A 23,939-nucleotide genomic window follows, 5' to 3' on the forward strand; every position below is an offset into this window, starting at 1 on the left:
CTCATTATATCACGGAAGGCGGTTCTATTCATCGTTATCTGGCTGATTCACAATAAATAAAACAAGAAAAATAGGGTAACAAAATAGCGCCAAAATAAGTATAATTCATAGATAAATAATAATATTTAATGACCGACATTTTTGTTAACCATGCCGATTTTCCTCGCGGAAAAACGGTGAAACTTTAGGATGCAATTACACCCGACGATGCACAGAAAAAAGCCTTGGCTGATGTGCTAACGCTGCTACAAAAGCGTTATGGTAAAGCGGCTCCAGGATTCGGGGTAGCCGGGCTGCGGGCCGAAAGAGCTTGGGCCATGCGTGCCGGAAACCGCTCCCCCCGTTATCTGAACGCGTGGTCAGACATTCCCGTGGTACGGGCGGGTTGATTGCCCAATGAATCGGGAACCCGCCAGCCGTTACCCGACTATTCGACAACCACTTCCAGCGCCCCTACATCCAGAAAAGCCGCTTCCACCATCGCCGATTCTTTCTCGTCAAAACCATAAAATTCACAGGAGATGACATCCTTCTCGGCAAAAACAGCGGGGCTGCACCGTAAAGGCTGCTGCAGCAGTTTTTGCAGCGCTGCATAGTAATCAGGATGATCCGCATGCTTTTCCATCCCGGCCTCGCGAATACTGGAAATGGCTTCCCTGGCGGCATTTTCATCGGCGAATAAAACTTTAAGGGCAAACATGAACACTCCTATTATTTAACGGGAACAGTAATAAATAAAACAACGACATCGCAGCAATCAAATAGGCCGAAACGAAAATCTACTGCAAACAGTATATCACGTATTAGTTTTGCTGAAATTGCCACTCATTTCCACGTTGTCCCCTGAACACGTTTAAATTATTATTCACAATTATCGGGAGCGGTTGATTTTTTCTGGCAAATTCTTACACATTTTGACAATCTATCCGGCAGATTCCATAGAGAGAATATATGACTCAGCATAAAATCAGTTCCCGGCTCCTATGGATAGTCATCACATTACTGCTGGTACTCATCGCTTTTGCGGCCTGGGCTTTCAGTACCCGACAAGACGCAACAACCCATTCGGCCAAGACCCATAACAGCCAATCATCCCAATCCGCAGATCATGCCGGCAAAACATCCCCACCCCAAGCTCCAAATCACTCTGAAGTAACCAACGCTAATAATACGCTTTCTGCCGCCTCCACCATCTCCACGCCAAGCACTACTACCATCCCGGTCGTCAACTTATCCCGGACTCTGCCCGGGCTGGGAAATGACGCCGAAAACTATGCCAGCACGCTGGAGTCTTCGGCGCCGGGCCAGAGTTTCCGCAAAAAATGTCAGGATAAGGAAAAAGCCATTCTTAATGCCCTGCAATCCGGAAATACGGCTCAGGCTGCAACCCTGCAAAAGCAATATGAAAGCTGGAAACAACAAGAGCGCAGCGACGCGCTCAGCAAGGCAGATCAGGCCTACTCGGCAGGAGACTGGTCTTCAGCCGTCACCGACTACCAAAAACGCATTGCCCTCGGAGACAATACCGATCCACAAATCTGGTGGCATATGGCCGATGCCTTGCAAAAGCGGGATCGGAGCTCTGCAAAAGAGACTAAATATGCTGCCTATCTGGCTTATGATCGTAATATCTACAGCCAGAAACCGGATGTCACCCTCCTGCTTCCGACTTTGCAGATTCTGCAGAAAGCACTGGCTGCAGAGGACGATCATCTCGGTGAAATTCATCTGCTCGAGGCCATGTATCGCGCTTATCCCGGCAATGCCCAAGTGGCTGTCGATCTGAAAAAAACCGTAATGCACTACGGTTTCAAGGTTCAGAAAATCACACCCGATACCAACCAGTTCCCCACCCGTACTTGCGTCCAGTTTACAGCCCCACTGTCCGAAGCTCCGGATTTTCATGCCAGCAACTGGGTGACTTTTTCGCCTGCCCAGGCGCATGTCGCCGTGGTTCGCGAAAATGGCGGCATCTGCATCAGCGGCCTGCCCGCTGGCAGCAGTACCCAGATGCATATCCGTGCGGGTCTGCCCGCCATTGCCGGCGCTGTTCTGGCCAAGGCACAAACGGTCACCTTGACCCTGCCCAACCGATCTCCCAGCATCATCACCGATACCGGGCGCTTCATTATCCCGGCATCACTGCCCCCCGCCGTAGGCTTTTCCAGTATCAATATTTCCAGAGTTAAACTGAAAATCAATCGGGTACCAGAACGTGCCCTGCTGGCTTTTGTGGCCAACCACCCACTGCTGAACCAGGACGAGAGCGAATCCACCCTGAACAACCAGAACAGCCTGACGATTTGGCAAGGCAGCGCGGATATTCCGCATTTCAGCGCCAACCGCTTGATGCACAGTATATTGCCACTGCCCAAAATCCTGCAGAAACCCGGGCTCTATGCCATTGAGATCAGCCCGGGAGATGGTACGCCCAACCCTAACGGCGGCCTGAACGGCGTACAACTGGTATTACGCACCAATCTGGCACCTACCGTCTGGCAGGGCCGCAATGGATTATATGTGCAGATCCGCCATTATACGGATGCCAGCCCCTGGAGTGGCGTCAGCGTAAAACTCATTGCCCAGGACAATGATATCCTCCAGACCGTCCAGACCAACGCCGATGGCATTGCCTTTTTCCCCAAACCCATTCTCCAGGGCAGTGGTGGGTAAAGCCCGGCTGCCCTGCACATTTATGGGCCGGATAATGAATTTACCTTGTTCAATCTCGAAAACTCGCCGCTGAATTTGTCCGGGCGCGGCATTTCCGGACGCCCGGCACTGAAACCGGTCAGTCCATTCCTGTGGCTGGACCGGGGCATTTATCGTCCCGGCGAGACGGTCCATGTGGCGGCCATTTATCGCAGCGCCGCAGGTCAACCACTGAATTTGCCTCTGCATCTCATTGTGCGGCGGCCCGGTGGGCAGGTATTTCTGGATACGGTTCCAAAATTGTCTGACGACGATGCCATTGCCGTACCCGTCAAGCTGCCCCTGGCCGCTCAGGATGGCAACTGGAGTGTGAGTCTGGCGACAGGTCTCAAGGAACCTGCCCTGGCGCAGGAAAGCTTTACCGTATCTGCCTTTGTACCGCCAACTCTGGCTGTCAAACTGGGCACAGCCAAGCCCATTCCAGCCGGACAAGCCCTGCAGTGGCCGGTAGAGGCACGTTATCTTTATGGCGCTCCGGGTGGGCATTTGTCGGGAACGGCGCGGATCAGCCTGAGCAGTGGTCCTACGCCCTATCCGCAATGGCAGAACTATCAGTTCGGACTACATGGCGAAATATTTACCGCCCCGGTCCAGGAGCCGACACTGCCGGACACCGATGCTGAAGGCCAGACACAAGTATCCATCAACTTAAAGCAACTACCTGATAGCACGCGTTTTCTGAAAGCCCATGTCGCGGTATCCATCAATGAGCCTTCCGGCCGGCCGGTAAGCAGCGAAATCGTTTTGCCGGTAACCCCCGACCATCCCCTTATTGGCATCGAAAATACCTTTAAAAATGACACGGTAGCCGCAGGGAAAATACCGGAGTTTCATATTGTGGCTTTGGCACCAGACGGCAAGCCCAGCGCCATGCCCGTACAAATCGAAGTAGTCCGACAGTCTTCGCAATGGAACATTTCCATGCAACACGGCGTAGCCAGTTGGGGATATAGCTACGTTGACCATCCTGTACTGAAGAAAAATATCAGCTTACCCGCCGGTCATGCCTATACCCTGCAATTGCCGTTGCTGGATTATGGTCGTTACCGACTGCGGGTCATTGAGGCGCGCGGTGGGCTGGCAGCCAGTTCCGCGATTTTTTACTCCGGCTGGCAGACCAGTGCCAATCCGGGTGTACCTCAACGGGTTTCAGTACGCAGTAACACGGCAGAATATACGGCAGGCAGCACGGCAGATATCCATATTGATGCTCCCTTTGGCGGCCCGGCCGTGCTGGTGCTCGCCAACGACAAAATCCTGTCTCTGAAAAATTTCAATTTACCCAAGGGCGGCATCACCCTGCATATTCCGGTGGAAAAAAGCTGGGGTGCAGGTGCTTATGCGCTGGTCGATGTGTTTCGGCCGGCCAGCGCCAGCGAGGCACCAGAACGCGCCATCGGCCTGACCTGGCTGGGCCTCAAGCCTGGCGAGCGCGCCATCCCTGTTCATTTTGATGTGCAGCCTGTTTATAGCCCCCGTCAAATCATCCGGATTCCTGTTAAAACCCGACCCGGTGCCTACGTGACGCTGGCGGCCGTCGATCAGGGGATTCTCAACCTTACCCAGTTTCCCAACCCGAATCCGCTGCATCATTTTTTCGGGAAACGGCGACTGGATATCAGCGTAGCAGACAACTACGCTGCGTTACTGGCGCGACCTACCGGCTATGAGGCACTCCTGCAAAATGGGGCCGGAGCCAACTTCGGCCCGGCCGTGCGTCCCATTCCCCAGAAGGTGGTGGCACTATTTGCCGGTCCGGTGCAGGCCAACAGTGCCGGGCTTGCGGAACTTCCCATTGATGTTCCGGAGTTCAATGGCGCATTACATCTCATGGCCGTGACTTGGCAGGGAGATGCGGTGGGTGCCTGCGATGCCGACATCATCGTCCGCAACCGGCTCATCGCCAATTTGCTGCTGCCCCGCTTTTTGTCCCCCGGTGATGGCGCCGAGGCCACGCTCATGCTGCAGAACCTGAAGCTGCCCGCAGGCAACTATCAAAGTGTAGTCACCGCTACCGGACCCATTCAGGTCGGGAATAATGGTCAGCACAAAACCTTTTTGAAAGTGCAGGCCATGCATCTCTTGCCGGTTACCCTGACCGGCACGGGAGAAGGGACCTCTCATCTGACCCTACGTATTACCGGACCAGGTGGATACCAACTCATCCGCCATTGGGATATGGTTGTGCATTCTACCCAGCCCCCGGTTTCCAAAAATCATAGGCTGACCCTGGCAGCCGGAAGCCAGCATCTCCTCAATCCGGATCTGCAAGGCTTCATTCCCGGCTCCAGCACCACTGCAGTAACATTGGGCAACACCCTGCCCTTCAACCCCAAAGCCTACGTGCAGGCGCTGTATCAGGGTTGGCGTTGTCACTCACTGCTCAATGCCGCCAGCCAGGGTTTACCGCTGACCATTCTGAAACCTCCGCTCATCACCCCGGAACAAGCCGCCAAGCTTCAGGATTACGTGAATCAGGTCCTCAATGATCAGCGTTATGATGGCGCTTTCGGGCTCTGGTCCAATAATGGTGACGCCCAGCCCTGGCTCACGGCTTTTGCCACAGAATTTCTCCTGCGCGCTCAAAAAGCCGGGGCAACGGTGCCGCAACCCACCATCGACCAGGCCCTGCACTGGCTGAGTAATGAGGTGGAAGAGGAAAGCCACCCGGTATTTGATCGCATTTATGCAGTCTACGACCTGAGTCTGGCTGGGAAAGCGCCAGCAGGAGCCATCCGTATGCTGGCAAGACACATGGATCAACTCACCATGCCCTTGGCCCTTGCACAACTGGGCTCGGCATTGAACACCATTGGCGAACGCCATTTGGCCGAGCAGGCCTTGCAAAAAGCCATCAAAAGTCAGGGGCCCATTGGCGGCGACTGGTGGTGGGGACGCTCAGACTGGGATGCGGCCTTCGGTTCACCTTTACGGGATGCCTGGGCAGTACCGACCATCATTGCCCAGACCGGACTGATGCCCGATGCCATGGTCAAATTACGGCAGAATCTGCCCGGCGCGGGGCTGGAACCCGATAGTCTGACGACCCAGGAACTCGCCTGGGCGCTTTACGCCGATGGCGTACTAGGCGGCAACAATCAACCAGTGCATGTGCAATGGGGTCAGCGAACCATCCAGCAGACTGGACCCGTTGTTCTGCCTCTGAGACAGGCAATCAACATCCGTAATCTTGGCAGCAAAGCCCTGACAGTAGCCCTCAGCACGACCGGCATCACCAGCAGCCCCCCTCCGGCCGCCGACCAGGGGATGACTGTCAGCCAGGCTTTTTATTCACTCTCGGGCAAGCCCCTGCAGCCTGACTCCCTGCCGCAGAACACCGTCTTCGTCGTCGTTCTGAAAGGGAGCATCAGCGATAATTTACCCCATCGTGCACTGCTCAACATGGGTCTGCCACCGGGCTGGGAACTGGCAGGCGACCTCTCGGCGGGCAAGGTGCATGGGCTGCCCTGGCTCAAAAACCTCAGCACTCCGGAAGCCACTGCGGCTACCGATGACCGCTACGAAGCCGCCTTCAAAATGGCCCCCAAAGACAGTCAGGCTTTCGACGGCGACGGGATACCCGATTTCAAGACGGCCATTTTGTTGCGCGCCGTCACTCCTGGGCATTATCTTCTGCCCGGCGTTACGCTAAGCGACATGTTTCACCCTTCCATCTTCGCCCGCAGCGCTGGGCGCAAGGTCAGCGTGACAGCAGCGCCTGCCTCATGAACACCGCATGAGTGGGCGCAAGACGGACAAAATATTTTCGAGCATCCTGCGCGGGGGCCGACGCTGCCTCTGGCCTCGCGGCCGCTACGCCTGGTGGCGTCGCGTCGGACACTGGCTGCTGCTCAGCATCATTCTGGTGGCCGTCATTGCCTGGTTTATGCCGCCCGATACCCAGACGCTGAAGCAGGAGGGGCGCATCATTTACGACCGCCACGGCCACGTATTGAGTATGTTTCTCAATCACCAACAGCAATGGGCTTTTGCCACGCCCGCAAAGCGGGTCAGTCCGGTCCTGATCCAGATGCTGATCGCCATTGAGGACCAGAATTTCGCCTGGGACCCCGGTATTGATCCCTTGGCCATCATCCGTGCTGCTGGACAGATGATCATGGCGGGGCACGTAGTTTCCGGCGCTTCCACCCTCACCATGCAGGTCACCCGCATGCTCCATCCGACACCGCGCACCCTGCCCGTCAAAATAGTGGAGGCCCTGCAGGCCATTTCGCTGTATGAACATTATTCCAAGTCTGCGGTGCTGGGCATGTGGCTGTCACTGGCTCCTGAGGGTGGCAACATTCAGGGTATCGAGGCGGCTGCGCATGCCTGGTTCAATCAGTCTCCACGCACCTTGGGTCCGGCACAAGCGGCTTTTCTGGTCATGATGGTGCGCAATCCCAATCGGCTGAATCCATTGACCCACCCTCGCGCGGCTCTTGCCACCCGTAATCAGATTCTGCGCGAAGCCCAACGCCGGGGCATTATTTCGAAGGCAGCATTGGAGCGCGCTCTGGCAACAGCGCTGCCGCAACGGCTCTATCCCATGCCTCTGCTTTCTCCCCAGGTAGCCTCGACACTACCCAGCGGGACGCATAGCACAATTGATGCGCCCATGGATCGCGCGGTGGCCGACATCGCCCAACATGCCCTGCAGCAGATGGCCCCCTCGGAGAGCATCGCTATAGTGGTTGTCAGCCTCAAGACAAAAGGCATCCGTGCGATTTACAGTGGTGATTGGGGTAATGTCCAGCGCGATGGTTTTGTCGATATGACCCGCGCTATTCGGTCTCCGGGCTCCGCCCTCAAGCCTTTTTTATATGGCCTCGGCTTTGCAGCCGGAATCATCCGCCCAAGCACCAATGTAGCTGATTTTCCCAGCAATTTCGGCGCTTATGAACCTAATGATTATAATGACCGCTATATGGGGGTCGTCACCGCAACTACCGCATTACGACGCTCCCTGAATGTGCCGGCCGTAGATCTTATCGAAGCCTACGGCCCCCTGCGCTTTGCGGCACATCTGCGGGCTGCCGGTACGCCGTTGTTGCTCCCCTATGGCGCGGATCCCGCCCTGCCTCTGGCCCTGGGTGGTGCCGGGATTTCCATGCGCCGCTTACTGGCACTATACACCGGACTGGCTAACAATGGTGTCGTCGAACGCTTGCACCTGATTGCCGGTCAACATCGCCGCGCACGCCGTCTGTTATCTCCTTATGCAGCGGAAGATGTCACCGCCATCCTCAATCGTCCCTTCCCTTTTGGTGGTCCTGGTGGCATTGCCTGGAAAACCGGTACCAGCGCCGGAAATCGCGACGACTGGGCCGTTGGATATAATCACCGCTACGCCGCAGCAGTCTGGATTGGCCAACCCAATGGCGCCGCCCTGCCCGGTGACACAGCGCTCGCCGCCATCCCCATCCTCGCCAAGGTTTTCAGCATTCTGCCGGGGCAGCCGATTGATATCCATCCGACGACCCGTTCCCTGACCTTGCAACGCCAGCCCATGGGTACGCTTTTAGAAATTGCCTCTCCCGCACCGGGAAGCCAGCTGACAGTTGGCGAACCGGTCAGCATTCGCATCATTGGCGGAAATCGGCCCTTTCATTTTCTGCTGGACGGTCGCCCACTTGCCTCCAACCCGGCGTTACGCAGCGTGGACTGGACACCAGCGGTGGCCGGTTTTTATCAGCTCAGCGTTCTCGATGCCAGTGGCCAACTGGTCAAACGCGCCTTACGCGCAGTGCCACCCATAAGCGCGGCAAATGTGGAATGGGGTAATAACGTCCACTGAACGGATGTGGGTGAGTATTCCATCAAGAAAGTAATTTAAGGAAGCTTTTAACGCTCAGCGTAACCAGCGTCCGGTTGACGGGGGGATGGACATCCGGGTTGGCAAGAATGTACAGTAACATGTACAAATCAGGAGTCCGACAGTGGATGCTATTACTTACACGAAAGTTCGAGCGAACTTGGCGAGCGCGATGGATCGAGTCTGCGACGACCACGAAGCGTTGATTATTACCCGCAACGGAGAGCAATCGGTTGTGATGCTCTCGCTTGCAGATTATAAAGCGCTGGAAGAAACCGCTTACCTCTTGCGCACGCCCGCGAACGCGAAGCGTCTTCTTGCGGCGGCAGCGCAATTGAACGCTGGTAAGGGCGTTGAACTGAAACTGTCCATGTGAAGCTGGTCTTCGCAGATGAGACTTGGGAAGACTACCTGTTTTGGCAGAAGCAGGATAGAAAGATGATAGAGCGGATCAATAAACTGATTCGCGAGACTCAGCGTGAACCGTTCGGCGGCATCGGAAAACCCGAACCACTGAAACACGCCTTCTCCGGATTTTGGTCACGCCGGATCACGGACGAACACCGCATGGTGTATCGCGTTGAAGGCGACCAACTTCAAATAGCTCAATTGCGTTTCCATTACTGAGAGGTTATCTGAATTCAATGGAGCGCTTTAGCGCGTTCGCTGGAATGATGGGTTGGGCTTGGCAACTAATGGGAGCAAAGCTGGACTGCGGATAGATTCAACTGCAAGGTCAACATCAAGCAAGGGCCAATAAAGATGAGCAGAGGACTGCCGCTCAATCGTGGTGATTTGCTCAACCGTGGCTTGTTTAAACCATGGGAACTCGACACAGGAAACAAAAATACCTTGCTTTTGTGGTGCCTTCCGAAGGCTTTGATTGCTTCCACCGAGTGAAGTCTTCAGAGACCTGATGATCCCCTGAGCCGGATGACGCTTGCCCTGTGCCCTGTATTTCTTCCTCAGAAATTCCCAAGCGTTTCCTGTAATCCGGATAGGGGCCGATTTGCGCCAGTCCAATACGATGCGGGAGACTGCTGGGCCACTCAACCGAAAAGATGACAAAACACTACCTGGATAAACACCAGGAACCTTGGATTGTAACGAATACCGTCGGGTTATCCCTACTGGTTTCCCCATTATAAACCCAAAGTTTACCCACAGATATTACTTATGGCCCATAAAAAATATATCATTATGATTCATATAGTAAAATTGGTCGGGGCGAGAGGATTTGAACCTCCGACCACCTGAACCCCATTCAGGTGCGCTACCAGGCTGCGCTACGCCCCGCAAGAGCCGCTACTCTAATGCTTCGCTGGCGTCGGGTCAATGCTTGCCGGCACATATTTTTATCAATTCGGATAACTCAGTCCGCAGGTAGGTCAGACGGTTGCCCGTGCCCCTGTTCAGGCCGGAGGCATTATCCTCCATTTCGAATTCCAGTTGTGCTGCTGAGACCGGATGTCCGTGACTGGATTCGTTGCGCAGCCCCTGAAGTCGTTCACGAGCGCCGTGGATGGTGTAACCTTCTCCATATAGAAGCTCACGAATCTGTCGCGCCAATAGTAAGTCGTGGCGCTGGTAATAACGGCGATTACCTTTTCTTTTCAGCGGACTGAGTAGCGGGAATTCCTGCTCCCAATAGCGCAGTACATGGGCCTTTACCCCACAAAGCAGAGACGCCTCGCTAATGGAGAAATACCGTTTTTCAGGAATTTCTGGTAGCGCGACGAGCTCTTTGCCAGCTTTACCCTTAGCCGTTATCTGGTTCGCTACCATTGACGTAGGCTTTGAGCTTCTGGCTCGGATGGAAAGTCACCACCCGCCGTGCGGTGATGGTAATTTCCACGCCGGTTTTGGGATTACGTCCTGGGCGGGGGTTTTTATCGCGCAGGGTGAAATTACCAAAGCCGGAGAGTTTCACTTCTTCGCCCTGGGCCAGGTTTTCGCGAATATGATCAAACATGGCTTCCACAACGCCTTTGGCTTCACGCTTGTTCAAGCCCATGGTTTCAAACAACATATCAACAATTTCTGCTTTCGTGACGGCCACTTTCTTGTCTCCCTATGCCCTGAGTTCTATGGAGCCGATTTGCTTCACTGCTGTGAGCATTCGCTCCAATTCCATTTGTACATCAGCCTCAGTCAACGTACGCTCGCGATCCTGCAAAATGAGCGCAAATGCCAAACTGTAGGTCCCTGCTGGCAGGGATTCCCCCTGATAGCGATCAAAAATACGAATTTCCTGCACCACCGCACTGGCAGCTTGCTGCATTGCGGCCAGAACAGCTCCTGCCTCAATGTTATCGGGTATGACCAACGCCATATCCCGGCGCAAGGCAGGATAGGGTGACAACGCCGTAAAATGTCGCCCTTTCTGCAGATGTTCCAGCATCTCTATGTCTAGATAGAAGAAAAAGGCCGATTTGTCCAGGTCATAGCGCGCTGCAAGGGTCGGATGCAGAGCCCCGAGCATCCCGATTCTGCAGCCTTCAACCAGAATTTCTGCGGCCTGTCCGGGATGCAGCGCATGCTCAGTGGACAAAGTCTGGAACTCAAAATGGGTTTGTGGCCATAACGCCAGAATGGCGGCTACATCCCCTTTAAGATCAAAAAAATCCACATCCCGGGCCGTTTGCGCCCAGTTTTCCCGATCTGCGGCGCCCCAGATACAACCTGCCAGGATCATGCTCTGCCGATCTGCCGAAAATATCCGCCCCATTTCAAAAAGACGAATACGATCCTGCTGACGCTTCGCATTAAATTGCAAGGTCTGCAGCAAACCCGGCCAGAGGCTGGCACGCATCACCGCCAGGTCTGCTGACAAGGGGTTCAGCAAGGCGGGTGCATCCGCATTCGGCTGGAAATCATCCTGAGCTTCCTGGCTGATAAAACTGTAGGTAATGACTTCGTGATAATCGCGGGCCTGCAAAATATGACGCAACTGCTGAGATGATGATTGATTATCGGGCACCGCCTGCAAGAGGCCACGAGGGCGATGGGCTGGCAGATGGTCATAACCGTAAATTCTTCCCACCTCTTCAATCAGATCTGCCTCAATCCGCAGATCAAAACGGTGGCTGGGGGCAGTAGCCTGCCAACCATCCTGCACCGGACGGATCTGCAGACCCAAACGCGTCAGCAACTGCTCAACAACGGCCGCCGCGTAGGGCATTCCCATCACCCGCTCAAGACGTTTCTGCCGCAATGAAATTTCGGCGGAAGCTGGCAACTGGCCCTTCAGGGTAAATGAATGGGAGGCTCGCAACTGCACGGTGGCCAGTTCCATCATTTGCGCGAGCACGCCTCTGGCTACCTGCGGAGCCAGATTAAAATCCACACCCCGCTCATAGCGCATGGCGGCATCGGTTTGCAAACCCAGTCGACGTGCGCGGCCCTGAATGGCCTTGGGTTGAAAAAACGCCGCTTCCAGAATAATGGAACGAGTTTGCGCGGTCACACTGCTACGGCGTCCGCCAATAATACCCGCGAGTGCCACTGGTCCCTGCGCGTCGGCAATGACCAGCATATCCGGCTCCAGGTTCAGATCGCGGCCATCCAGCGCATCAAGGACTTCTCCGGTCCTGGCCCAGCGTACACACAGTCCACCCTGAATCGTATCAGCATCAAAAGCGTGCAAAGGCTGACCGGTATCAAACATCCAGAGGTTCAGCAAATCCACCATCGGGTGGATGCTGCGCTGGCCGGCCCGGCGCAAACGCTCGCGCAAAAAATCCGGCAAGCGACTCGGTACACCGTCAATCCACAATGCGGTATAATTGGGACAAGCTGTTCGGGCTTCAGCCTCTATTGAGACAGAGTAATCACCCTGCACGGGTTCTTGGGTGGAGTCCTGCTGAGACCATTCGTGGTCTTGTGTGACAGCCCGGGGGTCATGCAGTTGCTGCGCCCCAAGGGCATACAGATCGCGCGCCACGCCCTTGATGGACAAGGCATCACCGCGATTAGGGGTAATACCCAAAGTCAGAATTTCATCATCCAAATGCAGGTAGGTCCACAGATCCGCACCTACGGGAGCCTCTGCATCCAGAATCAACAATCCACTACTGCCATCCTCCAGACCCAGCTCACCAGCCGCACAAAGCATGCCCTCCGAACGCGCCCCGCGCAGTTCCGAAATGGCTATTTTTTTATTACCCGGCAACTCCGCCCCCGGCAAAGCCAGGGGTACCCGCTGCCCTTCAGCCAGATTTGCAGCGCCACAGACAATCGTCCGCAGGGTGCCGTCACCAGCATCTACCTGAGCGATTCGCAGCTTGTCGGCTTCCGGATGCGCTGCCACGCTTTGTACTGCCGCAACGACCACAGAATGGAAAGGCGGAGCAGCGGGCTCCATCGCTTCTACTTCAATACCGCCCATGGTCAGGCGACGGGCGATTTCTTCCGTATTCCAGGAAAAATCCAACCAATCACGAAGCCACTGAATACTGATACGCATAACCTTCGCTCCTCAGGAAAACTGCTTGAGGAAGCGCAGATCGTTCTCAAAAAAGAGACGCAAATCATTGACCCCATAACGCAGCATGGTCAGTCTTTCGATGCCCATGCCAAAAGCAAAGCCGCCGAATATTTCGCCATCTACTCCGGCACCAGTCAGTACTGCCGGATGCACCATGCCGCAGCCCAGCACTTCCAGCCAGCCGGTTTGCTTGCAAACCCGACAACCTGAACCACCGCAGATGACACAGCCTACATCCACTTCTGCAGAAGGCTCCGTAAAGGGGAAATAGGAAGGACGAAAGCGCACCGGCAAATCCGGTTTGGCAAAAAAATTCTGAAGAAAATCTTCCAGCAGGCCACGCAAATCAGCAAAACTGGTTTCTTCATCCAAAAGTAGGCCTTCGACCTGATGGAACATGGGGGTATGGGTAATATCAGAATCCCGCCGATATACGCGTCCCGTTGCAATCATCCGCAAAGGCGGCTGATGGTTTTCGAGAAAGCGGATTTGTACCGGAGAGGTATGCGTACGCAACACCCGATTCTGGTCAAAGTAGAATGTATCGTGCATGGCCCGCGCTGGATGATCTTCGGGAATATTCAGCGCTTCAAAATTATGATAATCGTCTTCTATTTCGGGACCATCACTAATTTCAAAACCCAAACCGGAAAAATATTGCTCTATCCATTCGAGGGTCTGACGGATGGGATGACTACTCCCCAACGCAACGCGCCTTCCGGGTAGAGTAACATCTATCCGCTCAGCCTCCAGGCGGGCTTGAATCCGTGCAGCTTCCAGTACGGTCCGGCGGGATTGCAGCAGATTCTGCACTTCCTCCTTGCGCACATTCAGTAATTGTCCGGCTTCACGACGCGCTTCTGGAGATAATTGTCCGAGTTGCTGCATGGCCTGGGTCAACAGACCCTTTTTCCCCAACCAGTGCAGACGGATTTGTTCCAGCGCGGCAAGATCCGCAGCGGCCGCAATATCACGCGCGGCCTCTGCAAGGGAAGCTATGGAAGATAGCGACATATCCACAGCCTCCGTCACAATTAAGCGGCCAGCTGGCCCTTAGCCACCTCAACCAGACGGGTAAACGCCGGCTTGTCGCGCACCGCAATATCCGCAAGGACCTTGCGGTCCAGCTGAATACCCGCACGCAGCAAACCATTCATGAAACGGCTGTAGCTCAAACCTTCTGAACGTGCTGCGGCATTGATGCGCACAATCCAGAGGCTGCGGAAGTCCCGCTTCTTGGTACGACGATCGCGGTATTCATAAGTCAGGGCCTTCATCACCGCCTGATGGGCGATGCGGAAGTTGCTTTTGCGTTGACCACGGAAGCCCTTGGCGCGCGCCAGGACTTTTTTATGACGGGCGTGGGCGGTTACGCCACGTTTTACTCTAGGCATAGTACGATTCCTCTGTCATCAAGCGTAGGGAAGCATGCGCCGCAAGGCAGCCTGATCGCTTCCCGAAGTCACCAAGGTGTGGCGCAGATGACGCTTCCGCTTGGTCGTTTTTTTGGTCAGGATGTGGTTCAAAAACGCCTGACGATGCTTAAACTTGCCGGATCCGGTGCGCTTGAAACGCTTGGCCGCTCCGCGATTGCTCTTCATTTTTGGCACGATGCTCTCCTATTTTTTCCTTGGGGCGACAATCATCACCATTTGCCGTCCTTCCATGCGTGGCCGTTGTTCAACCACCCCGACTTCTGCTAAATCCTTTTCTACCCGGTTGAGCAGTTCCATGCCCAGTTCCGGGTGAGACATCTCACGACCACGAAAGCGCAGGGTGATTTTGGCCCGGTCTCCATCATCAATAAAACGCATGATATTACGGAGCTTGATCTGGTAATCGGCATCATCCGTACGCGGACGGAATTTGATTTCCTTTACCTGGGTCTGCTTTTGCCGACGCTTCGCTTCATGCTGACGTTTGCTTTCCTGAAAGCGAAACTTGCCGTAATCCATGATCCTGCAAACCGGTGGTTCGGCCTGTGGGGCAATTTCCACCAGATCCAGGTCGGCTTCTTCAGCGGCCGACAAGGCTTCCATAAAGGAAACCACACCCATTTGTTCACCTTCCACCCCTATCAGCCGGACCCGCGCTGCGGTAATTTCCCGGTTGATATTGACCTCTTTCTCCGTCGCGATCGCCTTATCCTCCTCGCTAGCCTTGCCACTCCAGGGTATTCTGCCGCTCCTGATGCATTTTCTGCAGAGCGGTGCCCAGCGCAGCAATGCTATGGGAACCCAAGTCCTGACCGTTCCGATCCCTGATCGCCACGGTTCCCGCTTCCTGCTCGCGTTCTCCGACGACCAGCATATAGGGCACCCGGCGCAGGGTGTGGGCGCGTATCTTATAACCTATCTTCTCGTTTCTCAAGTCCGTTTCGACACGGAGGCCGATTTTGCTCAATACTGCCGTGACAGATTCCGCATATTCGACAAAATGCTCACTGATCGGAAGTACCGCAACCTGCACGGGTGACAGCCACAATGGGAATTTTCCTTCGTAATGTTCGATGAGCACGCCAAAAAAGCGCTCCACAGAACCAAATATGGCGCGATGCACCATAATGGGCACCTGCCGCGAACCATCTTCGGCCACATACTCCATCCCGAAACGTTCGGGCAAGTTGAAATCGAGCTGGATGGTGCTGCACTGCCATTTACGGCCAATGGCATCCTGAATTTTCAGATCGATTTTCGGGCCGTAAAAAGCTCCGCCCCCTTCATCCACCTGATATTCCAGGCCCGCACGATCCAAAGCGGTCCGCAAAGCCTCGGTAGCTGTTTCCCAGATGGCATCACTACCCACGGAGTGCTCTGGCCGGGTGGAAAGGTTGATTTCGTAGCGGTCAAAACCAAAGGTACCGAGAATTTTCTGAACCAGCGTCAGCACTTCGCCAATTTCCACCGCAATCTGATCAGGGCGGCAGAACACATGGGCGTCATCCTGGGTAAAGCCGCGCACCCGCATCAAACCATGTAGTGCTCCAGACATTTCATGACGGTATACCGTCCCCAGTTCCGCCCAACGCAGGGGCAAATCCCGATAGGAACGCAACTTGTCTTTATAAATCAGAATATGAAAAGGACAGTTCATGGGCTTAAGCTGATACGGCTGGCCCTCGTCCTGCATGGGATCAAACATGGATTCCGCGTAGAAATCCTTGTGTCCAGAAATGTGCCACAACTGTTCATGGGCAATATGCGGAGTAAACAGTAATTCATAGCCCCCATCCACGTGGGCACTGCGCCAGAAGTCCTCAATGACCCGCCGGATCCGGGCACCCATAGGATGCCAGAAAACCAATCCACCCCCGGCATCTTCCTGAATGGAGAACAAATCCAGTTCGGTGCCAATACGGCGATGATCGCGCTTTTCAGCTTCAGCCAGCTGCTGCAAATAGGCGTCCAGATCTTTCTGGCTCGCCCAGGCCGTTCCATAAATACGCTGCAACATGGGGTTGCGGGAGTCTCCACGCCAGTAGGCTCCGGCCACCCGCTGCAACTTGAAAGCACCCAGTGATCCGGTAAAGGGCACATGAGGACCCCGGCAGAGATCTACGAAATCACCCTGGCGGTACAAACTCAATGCTTCACTGGCCGGAATATCACGGATAATCTGGACCTTATAGTCTTCACCCATGCTCTCGAAAAGATCAATGGCGGCATCACGAGACAATACTTCGCGCTGGACGGCAAGATTCTGTTTCACCAGTTCGCGCATCCGCTTTTCAATGGTGGCAAGATCTTCCACCGTAAAGCTGCGTGCACTGGCAAAATCATAATAAAAGCCGTTTTCAATTACCGGGCCGATAGTCACCTGAACATCCGGAAACAGCGACTGTACCGCCTGCGCCAGCAAATGCGCGGTCGAGTGGCGAATTACTTCCAGACCTTCGGGACTGTCCTTGGTGATAATGGCTACTGCCACATTCTCATCCAGCACCGTGGAGAGATCCTTGAGGGTACCATCGACGCGCATGGCTACTGCTGCCTTGGCGAGTCCGCTGCCGATAGTGCGCGCCAGTTCCAGCCCGGTGAGGGGTTCAGGGAACTGTCGATGACTACCGTCTGGCAACTGAATGTCTGGCATATGTCCCCTCCAAAGAAAAAGCACCAGAGAGATTCCTCCCTCTGGTGCGGGATTTGGTAGGCACGGGCGGTTTCGAACCGCCGACCTCTACCGTGTCAAGGTAGCGCTCTCCCCCTGAGCTACGCGCCTGCAGCCCGCAAATGTACCCATTACGCAGGCTCCGGTCAAGATCTACGCAACATGGGCAGCACGTTAAAGCGCCAGATGAAACCCGGTATGGCAAAAACGGCAAACATGCACAGGGCAATCACATAAAATTCCCACCCCTGGGCATGCAGGCTACCATCCAGACTGTTTTCAACAGCCATGCCGATCAGCCCCACAATGAAGTACATCACCAACCACTCCAGCAGATACCACTGCAGAGCCTTGCCTCCCGCAACCGGGCGTATAAAAAACAGGCGATTGCTCAGCCAGGGCAAATTGGCTGCCACAAAAGCCAGCAATATATAAAGCAGTGCCCAATTATGCATATCCATCAAATCACTCCCTGCATGGCATAAAAACAGAAGGCCATCAGCGGTCCGGGGACAATCCCCAGAACCAGCAAGGCCAGACTGTTGATACTGAGGGTAGCACTGGCAAGATCATCGCGCACGATCGGCCCGCCTTCCGGTTCAGGGGCATCAAAATACATGACTTTAACGACCCGCAAATAATAGAAAGCGCCAATTACTGCCAGCAATACGCCGATTACCGCCAACCACACATATCCCGCTGCAATGACGGCCTGGAACACCGCCAGCTTGGCATAAAAGCCCACCGTCGGTGGAACACCCGCCATGGAAAACATGATGATGAGCATCAAAAAAGCATACCAGGGTTTGCGCTGCGATAATCCCTTGAAATCATCAATGCGATCCGCCTCAAAACCCGCCCGGGTGAGGAGCAGAATCATCCCGAAACCGGCCAGAGACATCAGCACATAAACAATGGTGTAGAAAAATGCGCTGGCAAAGCCAGCTTCTGTCCCCGCAACTATGCCCAGGGAAAGAAAACCCACATGCCCTACGGTTGAGTAGGCCAGCATCCGTTTCAGATTCTGTTGGGCAATGGCAATCAGGTTGCCTACCAGCAGAGACACCAATGTCAGGGCAATAAATATCTGCTGCCAGGATTCCAGCATGCCGTACCCACCATCTACCAACAGGCGAATAATCAGGGCAAAGGCGCCGATTTTAGGTGCCGAAGCCAGAAAGGTCGTTACCACCGTGGGTGCGCCCTGATAGACATCCGGCAACCACATGTGAAAGGGGGCTGCGCCGAGCTTGAAAGCAATACCCGCCACGATAAAGACCAGGGCAAATACCAGAATCAGATTACTGCTGGTAACATTCACCAGTGCTGCAGCAATATGGCGAACCTCCAGGGTTCCTGTCAGTCCGTAGAGCAGCGACATACCGTAAAGCAGCAAACCCGAAGCCAGGGCGCCCAGAACAAAATATTTCAGCCCGGCTTCGGTTGCGACCAGACTGTCGCGATTGAAGGCAACCAGCGCATATTGACTCAGCGCCAAAAGCTCCAGCCCCAGATAGATGCTCAACAGATTAGCGCCCGAGACCATCACCATGACACCCAGGAGGGCAAAAAGCAGCAACACATAGATTTCGCCCCGGTATATGCCACGATCCATCAGATAGCGTCGCGAATAGAGCACCACCATCAATACGGCCAGATAGCTGAACAATTCGGCCACATTGGTAAACGGATCCAGCACCAGCAAACCGGCGAAAGTCGTACCACTTTGTCCCAATTCAAAAAAGGTCAGCACTGCTGCACCCAGCAGCGTCAGTACGGTCAGCACCGGAGCCACGTCCCGCAGTCGTTCGCCCAGGTACAAATCCGCCAGCAACACCACGCAGGCCATGATCAACACCCAGATTTCCGGTATCGCAAAAGTCCAATGCAGCAGAAAAGCATTCATAGGCAGTGTCCTTCTACGCCGGAATTTTCGAAACAGCTATCTGCGCCACCAGATGCTGTACCGAGGTATGTACGATATCAAGGAAAGGTGCGGGCCATACGCCCAAGAGCAGGGTGAACGCCGCCAGAGTCCCAAGCACCAGCATTTCGCGGGCATCGAGATCTTTCAGGGCTGCCACCTCGGGGTGCACAATTCCACCAAAAATAGCGCGTTTGAACAGCCACAAAGTGTAGCTGGCTCCGGTAACCAGACCGGTAGCGGCAAGAATCGCGTACCACGGATTCACCTGATACGTGCCGAGTACCACCATGAACTCACCCACAAAACCGGAAGTCCCCGGCAACCCCACATTGCCCATGGCGAATAACATCATCAACGCCGCAAATATCGGCATGACGTTGGCGACCCCTCCATAGGCTTTGATATTCCGGGTATGCATACGGTCATAGAGCACGCCGATGCAGAGGAACATGGCGGCACTGATAAAGCCGTGAGAGAGCATCTGAATAATACTGCCTTCAATGGCCACACTATCAAACACAAAAAAGCCCAGCGTCACAAAGCCCATGTGGGCAATGGAGGAGTACGCCACCAGTTTTTTCATGTCTTCCTGAACAATAGCCACCAGCGCCACATAAATAATGGCGATCAGGGAAAGCAGAATCATCAGCCAGGCGAGTTTGTGGCTGGCATCCGGAACAATGGGCAGACTCAGGCGCAGAAAACCGTAAGCCCCCATCTTCAGCATGATAGCTGCCAGTACCACCGATCCGGCGGTAGGCGCCTCCACGTGGGCATCCGGTAACCAGGTATGCACTGGCCACATCGGAATTTTTACCGCAAACGCCACAAAAAAAGCAATAAATATGAGAATCTGCGCTGTCATTCCCAGGGGGGTATGCTGATAAACCAGCAAGTCGAAACTGTTGCCGCTGTGAAAATACAGGTACAACAAAGCCACCAGCATCAACACGGAACCCAGGAAGGTATATAGAAAAAACTTGATGGTGGCATACACCCGTCGTGGTCCACCCCAAACGCCGATAATCAGGAACATCGGAATCAGCATGGCTTCCCAGAATACATAAAAGAGAATGGCATCAAGGGCGCAGAACACGCCGATCATCATGCCTTCCATAATCAGGAAAGCCGCCATGAATTGGGCAACCCGGGTCTGGACATTACGCCAGGAGCTGATGACCACCAGTACGGTCAAAAAGCTGGTCAGCAATATAAACCACAGGGATATACCATCCACACCGAGGTGATAATAAATATTCAGGGAAGGAATCCACGCAACCCGCTCACTGAATTGCATGGCCGCAGTGTGCGTATCAAAACCCGTATAGAGGGGGATGGTAACGGCAAAGGCCAGCAAGGACACGATCAGGGCCAACCAACGCGCCAGCGCCGCACGGTGATCTCCAACGGCTAAAACCAGCAGGCCGCCGACGATGGGTATCCAGATAGAATAGCTGAGGAGCGAAGCGTTCATCAGTGCTTACCCCTTCCAGATCACAAAATATGTCATGAATAAAATCAACCCGATAATCATGGCGAAAGCATAATGATAAATGTATCCCGTTTGCACTTTACGCCAGGACAACGCCAACTTGCCGATGCCGAAAGCGGTGCCATTGACCATCAGGCCGTCAATCAGTTTTTCGTCACCAACATGCCAGAACAACCGTCCAAACTGAATCACTCCGCGTACCAGAACCGTATTATTAAAAGCATCAAAACCGTATTTGCTTTCCAGCAGCCACACTGCCGGACTGAGGATGCGGCTGAGCCATTCGGGTAAACCCGTATTCCAGGCATAAAAGTAGGCAGCACAGACAATACCCGCCACGGCCAACCAAAAGGGCCAGGCTTCCAGACCATGCAAAAGAAACACAGCAGCGCCCTGCCAATGCGCGGCAATTTCACCGATGGTGTTGAACTGCGGAGCAATAACCAGCGAAGAATCGAGAAAATGCCCCAAGCCTACCGGACCGATGTACGCCCAACCGGCATATACCGCAGGAATAGCCAAGGCAATGAGTGGCACCGTAATCACCCAGGGTGACTCATGCAGATGGTCCCGGGTGTAGGGGTCCATGCGGGGTGTACCGTGGAACACCATGAAAAACATACGGAAAGTATAAAGAGCTGTGACGAAGGCCCCCGCAACCAGCATGAACTCGGCCCAGCCAGCTCCCGGCAGGGTGGAGAGGCCCACGGCTTCGATAATCAGATCCTTGCTGAAAAACCCGGCAAAGGGCGGGATACCTGACAGCGCGAGGCCGCCTATCAGAAAGGTGATGTAAGTGATGGGCATGGCCTTGCGCAAGCCGCCCATTTTACGGATGTCCTGCTCATTGGCCATGGCATGAATCACCGAGCCCGCCGCCAGGAACAGCAACGCTTTGAAAAAAGCATGGGTCATGAGGTGAAAAATAGCCGCTGAAAAGGCCGAAGCCCCCAGTGCAGCCGTCATGTATCCCAACTGGGAAAGGGTCGAGTAGGCAATAATGCGCTTGATGTCATTTTGCACCAGGCCGATCAGCCCCATGAACAAGGCGGTAATAGAGCCAATCAACAAAATGACGGTCAACGCCGTGGCCGACTGTTCATAAATGGGCGACATCCGGGCCACCATGAAAATCCCGGCAGTGACCATGGTCGCGGCGTGAATCAGCGCCGAAATGGGAGTTGGACCTTCCATGGATTCCGGGAGCCAGACATGCAGCGGTACCTGGGCTGATTTGCCCATGGCACCAATAAACAGCAGCAAGGCAATCCAGGTCAGTACATTCCAGGGATGTCCGGGAAAAATTTCTACGGTCTGGCCGACCAGATGGGGCACCATGGCAAATACCGTGCGGTAATCAAGACTGCCGCAGTAATGATAAATAGCCGCAATACCAATCAGAAAACCGAAATCGCCGACCCGATTGACAATAAATGCCTTCAGGGCGGCGACATTGGCGCTTTCGCGCTGGAACCAGAAACCGATGAGCAGATAGGAAACCAGACCCACCGCTTCCCAGCCAAAAAACAACTGCAGAAAATTGTTGCTCATCACCAGCATGATCATGCTGAAAGTGAACAGGGAAATATAACTGAAAAAGCGGGCATAACCAGGGTCACCATGCATGTAGCCTATGGTATATAAATGCACACAAAGCGACACAAAGGTAACCACCACCAGCATCAGCGCGGTCAGGCTGTCCACATCAAATCCGATGGGGACTTGCAGATGGCCGAGCACAGCCCATATATAGATATTGCCGTAAAAATCGACACCATGCAGGGTCTGAAACAGTACCGCCAGGGCCAGATAAAAAGAGACCGCGACCCCCGCTAAGGGCGCCCAGTGCGCTTGTTCCTGCAGCTTCCAGCCGCCAAAACCAGCCACCAGAGAACCAGCCAGCGGTGCCAACGGAATAATCAGGTACACAAGGAGAGGTGGAAAGGTATTCAACCAGTCAAAAACCCACATATCAGCCTCTCAACTCGTCAATATCTTCTACGTTGATACTCCGGCGGTTCCGGAAGTAAACCACCAGAATGGCCAGACCAATGGCCGCTTCAGCAGCAGCTACCGTCAGGATGAAAAACACAAAAACCTGCCCTTCGAGATTCCCCAGATAGCGGGAAAATGCCACCAGATTGATATTCACTGCCAGCAGCAGTAATTCAATGGCCATCAGCAAAATAATCACGTTTTTGCGGTTCAGGAAAATCCCCACCACACCGATGGAAAAAAGGATAGCCCCGAGTATCAGATAAGCGGCGAGCGTTGGTTGTCCACCCATCATCATTGTTCCGGCCCCCGCAAATTCACCAGGCTGATGCGGTCTTTGGCACGCACTGCCATTTGCGCATCAACACTCTGGGTTTTAGTGCCCTGGCGGCGCCGCAAGGTCAGGGCAATAGCCGCAATAATCGCAACCAGCAAAATCACCGCCGCAATTTCAAAGGGATATAAATAATGAGTGTAAAGCAATACGCCCAGGGCGCGGGTATTATCTGCATTGGCAGGAATAGGGCCGGGAGCAGGAATATGGCCCAACGGCGAAGTCCAGAAAACCACGGCCAGTTCCAGCACGCCCAGAATGGCAATGGCCAGCCCCAGCGGCAGGTAACTCAAAAACCCTTCCTTGAGACGGGTCAAATTAATATCCAGCATCATCACCACAAACAGGAAAAGCACCATGACCGCGCCCACATAAACCAGAATCAGGATCAGACCCAAAAATTCTGCGCCCAGCAAAATGAACAGGGCGGCGGCATTGAAAAACGCCAGCACCAGAAACAAAGACGCATAGACCGGATTTCTTGCCGTGATGACCGCTGTCGCAGAACCCAGCAATATCGCCGAAAAAAGGTAAAAAAGGATGGTGGTTATGATCATAATAATTATTTTCCTGTCAACGATATGCGCGGTCTGCTTCGCGATCCGCTGCCAATTCTGCTTCCAGGCGATCACCATTGGCGAGGAGCATATCCTTGGTATAAATCAGATCCCCACGAATTTCGCCGTGATAGGACAACACCCGACTTTCGACAATGGAATCCACCGGACAGGATTCTTCACAAAGACCACAAAAAATGCACTTGCTCAGATCAATGTCATAACGGGTGGTGCGCCGGGTTCCATCATTACGTTGTTCACTTTCAATGGTGATAGCCAATGCCGGACAGACGGCTTCACATAATTTACAGGCGATACAGCGTTCTTCACCGTTCTCATAACGGCGCAGGGCATGCAGCCCCCGAAAACGCGGAGACTGGGGCGTTTGTTCTTCGGGATACTGCACGGTGATTTTGCGGGCAAAAAAATACCGACCGGTCAGCTGCATACCGCGCAGCATTTCCGTCAGGAAAAAAGTCTTGAACCACTGCTTCGGGCGAATTTGCATATTGTT

23 protein-coding genes and 2 tRNA genes are annotated in these 23,939 nt (G+C 54.2%); 6 read left to right on the forward strand and 19 right to left on the reverse strand.

Annotated features, from left to right (window positions below; genetic code table 11):
* The first annotated feature begins 233 nt into the window (after window positions 1-233).
* The gene (locus H7F08_RS07320) at window positions 234-389 is read left to right on the forward strand and encodes a DUF4113 domain-containing protein (protein ID WP_319803966.1); all 156 of its coding nucleotides are present in this window, start codon (window positions 234-236) and stop codon (window positions 387-389) included.
* Window positions 390-427: 38 nt separating this feature from the next.
* On the opposite strand, the gene H7F08_RS07325 is transcribed toward H7F08_RS07320, so the two are convergent.
* Window positions 428-700 carry a hypothetical protein gene (locus H7F08_RS07325; protein ID WP_010641848.1) on the reverse strand — a complete coding sequence of 91 codons (273 nt, stop codon included), beginning with the start codon at window positions 698-700 and terminating at the stop codon, window positions 428-430.
* Window positions 701-951: 251 nt separating this feature from the next.
* Between H7F08_RS07325 and H7F08_RS15460 the strand changes: the two genes are divergently transcribed.
* The 5 genes from H7F08_RS15460 (at window position 952) to H7F08_RS07345 (ending at window position 9,154) form a co-directional block, all read left to right on the forward strand.
* Window positions 952-2,673: a tetratricopeptide repeat protein gene (locus H7F08_RS15460; RefSeq protein WP_226831435.1), complete on the forward strand. Its 1,722-nt coding sequence runs from the start codon at window positions 952-954 to the stop codon at window positions 2,671-2,673.
* A gap of 45 nt (window positions 2,674-2,718) precedes the next feature.
* Window positions 2,719-6,441 carry an alpha-2-macroglobulin family protein gene (locus H7F08_RS07330; protein ID WP_226831433.1) on the forward strand — a complete coding sequence of 1,241 codons (3,723 nt, stop codon included), beginning with the start codon at window positions 2,719-2,721 and terminating at the stop codon, window positions 6,439-6,441.
* A gap of 7 nt (window positions 6,442-6,448) precedes the next feature.
* Window positions 6,449-8,509, forward strand: coding sequence for a transglycosylase domain-containing protein (locus tag H7F08_RS07335; protein WP_193640233.1), 2,061 nt, complete (start codon window positions 6,449-6,451; stop codon window positions 8,507-8,509).
* Between the two features lie 142 nt (window positions 8,510-8,651).
* Window positions 8,652-8,903, forward strand: coding sequence for a type II toxin-antitoxin system Phd/YefM family antitoxin (locus H7F08_RS07340; protein ID WP_010641843.1), 252 nt, complete (start codon window positions 8,652-8,654; stop codon window positions 8,901-8,903).
* A complete protein-coding gene (locus H7F08_RS07345) occupies window positions 8,900-9,154 on the forward strand; it encodes a Txe/YoeB family addiction module toxin (RefSeq protein WP_010641842.1) in 255 nt (84 codons plus the stop codon). The genes H7F08_RS07340 and H7F08_RS07345 overlap by 4 nt, the downstream gene beginning before the upstream one ends.
* Window positions 9,155-9,181: 27 nt before the next feature.
* Here H7F08_RS07345 and H7F08_RS07350 read toward each other — a convergent pair whose 3' ends face one another.
* The 18 genes from H7F08_RS07350 to nuoI all read right to left on the reverse strand — a co-directional run bounded on the left by H7F08_RS07350 (window position 9,182) and on the right by nuoI (window position 23,933).
* Window positions 9,182-9,550, reverse strand: a complete 369-nt coding sequence (locus H7F08_RS07350; RefSeq protein ID WP_226831431.1) for a DUF2442 domain-containing protein — start codon at window positions 9,548-9,550, stop codon at window positions 9,182-9,184.
* A 196-nt stretch (window positions 9,551-9,746) separates the two neighbouring features.
* A tRNA-Pro gene (locus H7F08_RS07355) sits at window positions 9,747-9,823 on the reverse strand.
* 36 nt (window positions 9,824-9,859) lie between these two features.
* Complete coding sequence (locus H7F08_RS07360; protein ID WP_010641744.1) at window positions 9,860-10,312, reverse strand: MerR family transcriptional regulator; 453 nt, start codon at window positions 10,310-10,312, stop codon at window positions 9,860-9,862.
* Window positions 10,287-10,556 (reverse strand): integration host factor subunit alpha, encoded by a 270-nt coding sequence (locus H7F08_RS07365; RefSeq protein WP_226831449.1) that lies wholly within the window; start codon window positions 10,554-10,556, stop codon window positions 10,287-10,289. The genes H7F08_RS07360 and H7F08_RS07365 overlap by 26 nt, the downstream gene beginning before the upstream one ends.
* Window positions 10,557-10,598: 42 nt before the next feature.
* The gene (gene pheT / locus H7F08_RS07370) at window positions 10,599-12,992 is read right to left on the reverse strand and encodes a phenylalanine--tRNA ligase subunit beta (protein ID WP_193640234.1); all 2,394 of its coding nucleotides are present in this window, start codon (window positions 12,990-12,992) and stop codon (window positions 10,599-10,601) included.
* A 12-nt stretch (window positions 12,993-13,004) separates the two neighbouring features.
* A complete protein-coding gene (gene pheS, locus H7F08_RS07375; protein WP_193640235.1) occupies window positions 13,005-14,027 on the reverse strand; it encodes a phenylalanine--tRNA ligase subunit alpha in 1,023 nt (340 codons plus the stop codon).
* Between the two features lie 20 nt (window positions 14,028-14,047).
* Window positions 14,048-14,407: a 50S ribosomal protein L20 gene (rplT, locus tag H7F08_RS07380; protein ID WP_010641740.1), complete on the reverse strand. Its 360-nt coding sequence runs from the start codon at window positions 14,405-14,407 to the stop codon at window positions 14,048-14,050.
* 18 nt (window positions 14,408-14,425) lie between these two features.
* On the reverse strand, window positions 14,426-14,623 hold the full coding sequence (gene rpmI, locus H7F08_RS07385) for a 50S ribosomal protein L35 (RefSeq protein WP_010641739.1): 198 nt from the start codon (window positions 14,621-14,623) through the stop codon (window positions 14,426-14,428).
* A gap of 9 nt (window positions 14,624-14,632) precedes the next feature.
* On the reverse strand, window positions 14,633-15,151 hold the full coding sequence (gene infC, locus H7F08_RS07390; RefSeq protein WP_075323539.1) for a translation initiation factor IF-3: 519 nt from the start codon (window positions 15,149-15,151) through the stop codon (window positions 14,633-14,635).
* A 16-nt stretch (window positions 15,152-15,167) separates the two neighbouring features.
* Window positions 15,168-17,102, reverse strand: coding sequence for a threonine--tRNA ligase (thrS, locus tag H7F08_RS07395; RefSeq protein ID WP_193640236.1), 1,935 nt, complete (start codon window positions 17,100-17,102; stop codon window positions 15,168-15,170).
* Window positions 17,103-17,156: 54 nt separating this feature from the next.
* Window positions 17,157-17,231: transfer RNA gene (locus tag H7F08_RS07400), tRNA-Val, on the reverse strand.
* A 35-nt stretch (window positions 17,232-17,266) separates the two neighbouring features.
* Complete coding sequence (locus H7F08_RS07405; protein ID WP_193640237.1) at window positions 17,267-17,581, reverse strand: DUF2818 family protein; 315 nt, start codon at window positions 17,579-17,581, stop codon at window positions 17,267-17,269.
* Complete coding sequence (gene nuoN, locus H7F08_RS07410) at window positions 17,581-19,026, reverse strand: NADH-quinone oxidoreductase subunit NuoN (RefSeq protein ID WP_031572480.1); 1,446 nt, start codon at window positions 19,024-19,026, stop codon at window positions 17,581-17,583. Before nuoN ends, H7F08_RS07405 begins: the two co-directional genes overlap by 1 nt.
* A 13-nt stretch (window positions 19,027-19,039) precedes the next feature.
* A complete protein-coding gene (locus H7F08_RS07415; RefSeq protein ID WP_031572483.1) occupies window positions 19,040-20,521 on the reverse strand; it encodes an NADH-quinone oxidoreductase subunit M in 1,482 nt (493 codons plus the stop codon).
* 6 nt (window positions 20,522-20,527) lie between these two features.
* On the reverse strand, window positions 20,528-22,510 hold the full coding sequence (nuoL, locus tag H7F08_RS07420; RefSeq protein ID WP_193640238.1) for an NADH-quinone oxidoreductase subunit L: 1,983 nt from the start codon (window positions 22,508-22,510) through the stop codon (window positions 20,528-20,530).
* A 1-nt stretch (window position 22,511) separates the two neighbouring features.
* Complete coding sequence (nuoK, locus tag H7F08_RS07425) at window positions 22,512-22,826, reverse strand: NADH-quinone oxidoreductase subunit NuoK (protein WP_010641712.1); 315 nt, start codon at window positions 22,824-22,826, stop codon at window positions 22,512-22,514.
* A 2-nt stretch (window positions 22,827-22,828) separates the two neighbouring features.
* Window positions 22,829-23,425, reverse strand: coding sequence for an NADH-quinone oxidoreductase subunit J (locus H7F08_RS07430; RefSeq protein ID WP_193640239.1), 597 nt, complete (start codon window positions 23,423-23,425; stop codon window positions 22,829-22,831).
* Between the two features lie 16 nt (window positions 23,426-23,441).
* Entirely contained in the window at window positions 23,442-23,933 is a 492-nt protein-coding gene (gene nuoI / locus H7F08_RS07435; RefSeq protein ID WP_010641710.1) for an NADH-quinone oxidoreductase subunit NuoI, read from the reverse strand.
* Between the last annotated feature and the right edge of the window lie 6 nt (window positions 23,934-23,939).

It is taken from the genome of Acidithiobacillus sp. HP-11, from assembly GCF_015100075.1.
GTDB classification, from domain to species: domain Bacteria; phylum Pseudomonadota; class Gammaproteobacteria; order Acidithiobacillales; family Acidithiobacillaceae; genus Acidithiobacillus; species Acidithiobacillus thiooxidans.

Excerpts from the sequence above, each read along its gene's own strand:
- H7F08_RS07325 (WP_010641848.1), bottom strand. The coding sequence starts at position 700 with ATGTTTGCCCTTAAAGTTTTATTCGCCGATGAAAATGCCGCCAGGGAA.
- H7F08_RS15460 (WP_226831435.1), top strand. The coding sequence starts at position 952 with ATGACTCAGCATAAAATCAGTTCCCGGCTCCTATGGATAGTCATCACA.
- H7F08_RS07335 (WP_193640233.1), top strand. The coding sequence starts at position 6,449 with ATGAGTGGGCGCAAGACGGACAAAATATTTTCGAGCATCCTGCGCGGG.
- H7F08_RS07360 (WP_010641744.1), bottom strand. The coding sequence starts at position 10,312 with ATGGTAGCGAACCAGATAACGGCTAAGGGTAAAGCTGGCAAAGAGCTC.
- H7F08_RS07365 (WP_226831449.1), bottom strand. The coding sequence starts at position 10,556 with ATGTTGTTTGAAACCATGGGCTTGAACAAGCGTGAAGCCAAAGGCGTT.
- pheT (WP_193640234.1), bottom strand. The coding sequence starts at position 12,992 with ATGCGTATCAGTATTCAGTGGCTTCGTGATTGGTTGGATTTTTCCTGG.
- pheS (WP_193640235.1), bottom strand. The coding sequence starts at position 14,027 with ATGTCGCTATCTTCCATAGCTTCCCTTGCAGAGGCCGCGCGTGATATT.
- rplT (WP_010641740.1), bottom strand. The coding sequence starts at position 14,407 with ATGCCTAGAGTAAAACGTGGCGTAACCGCCCACGCCCGTCATAAAAAA.
- thrS (WP_193640236.1), bottom strand. The coding sequence starts at position 17,102 with ATGCCAGACATTCAGTTGCCAGACGGTAGTCATCGACAGTTCCCTGAA.
- H7F08_RS07405 (WP_193640237.1), bottom strand. The coding sequence starts at position 17,581 with ATGGATATGCATAATTGGGCACTGCTTTATATATTGCTGGCTTTTGTG.
- nuoN (WP_031572480.1), bottom strand. The coding sequence starts at position 19,026 with ATGAATGCTTTTCTGCTGCATTGGACTTTTGCGATACCGGAAATCTGG.
- H7F08_RS07415 (WP_031572483.1), bottom strand. The coding sequence starts at position 20,521 with ATGAACGCTTCGCTCCTCAGCTATTCTATCTGGATACCCATCGTCGGC.
- nuoL (WP_193640238.1), bottom strand. The coding sequence starts at position 22,510 with ATGTGGGTTTTTGACTGGTTGAATACCTTTCCACCTCTCCTTGTGTAC.
- nuoK (WP_010641712.1), bottom strand. The coding sequence starts at position 22,826 with ATGGGTGGACAACCAACGCTCGCCGCTTATCTGATACTCGGGGCTATC.
- H7F08_RS07430 (WP_193640239.1), bottom strand. The coding sequence starts at position 23,425 with ATGATCATAACCACCATCCTTTTTTACCTTTTTTCGGCGATATTGCTG.
- nuoI (WP_010641710.1), bottom strand. The coding sequence starts at position 23,933 with ATGCAAATTCGCCCGAAGCAGTGGTTCAAGACTTTTTTCCTGACGGAA.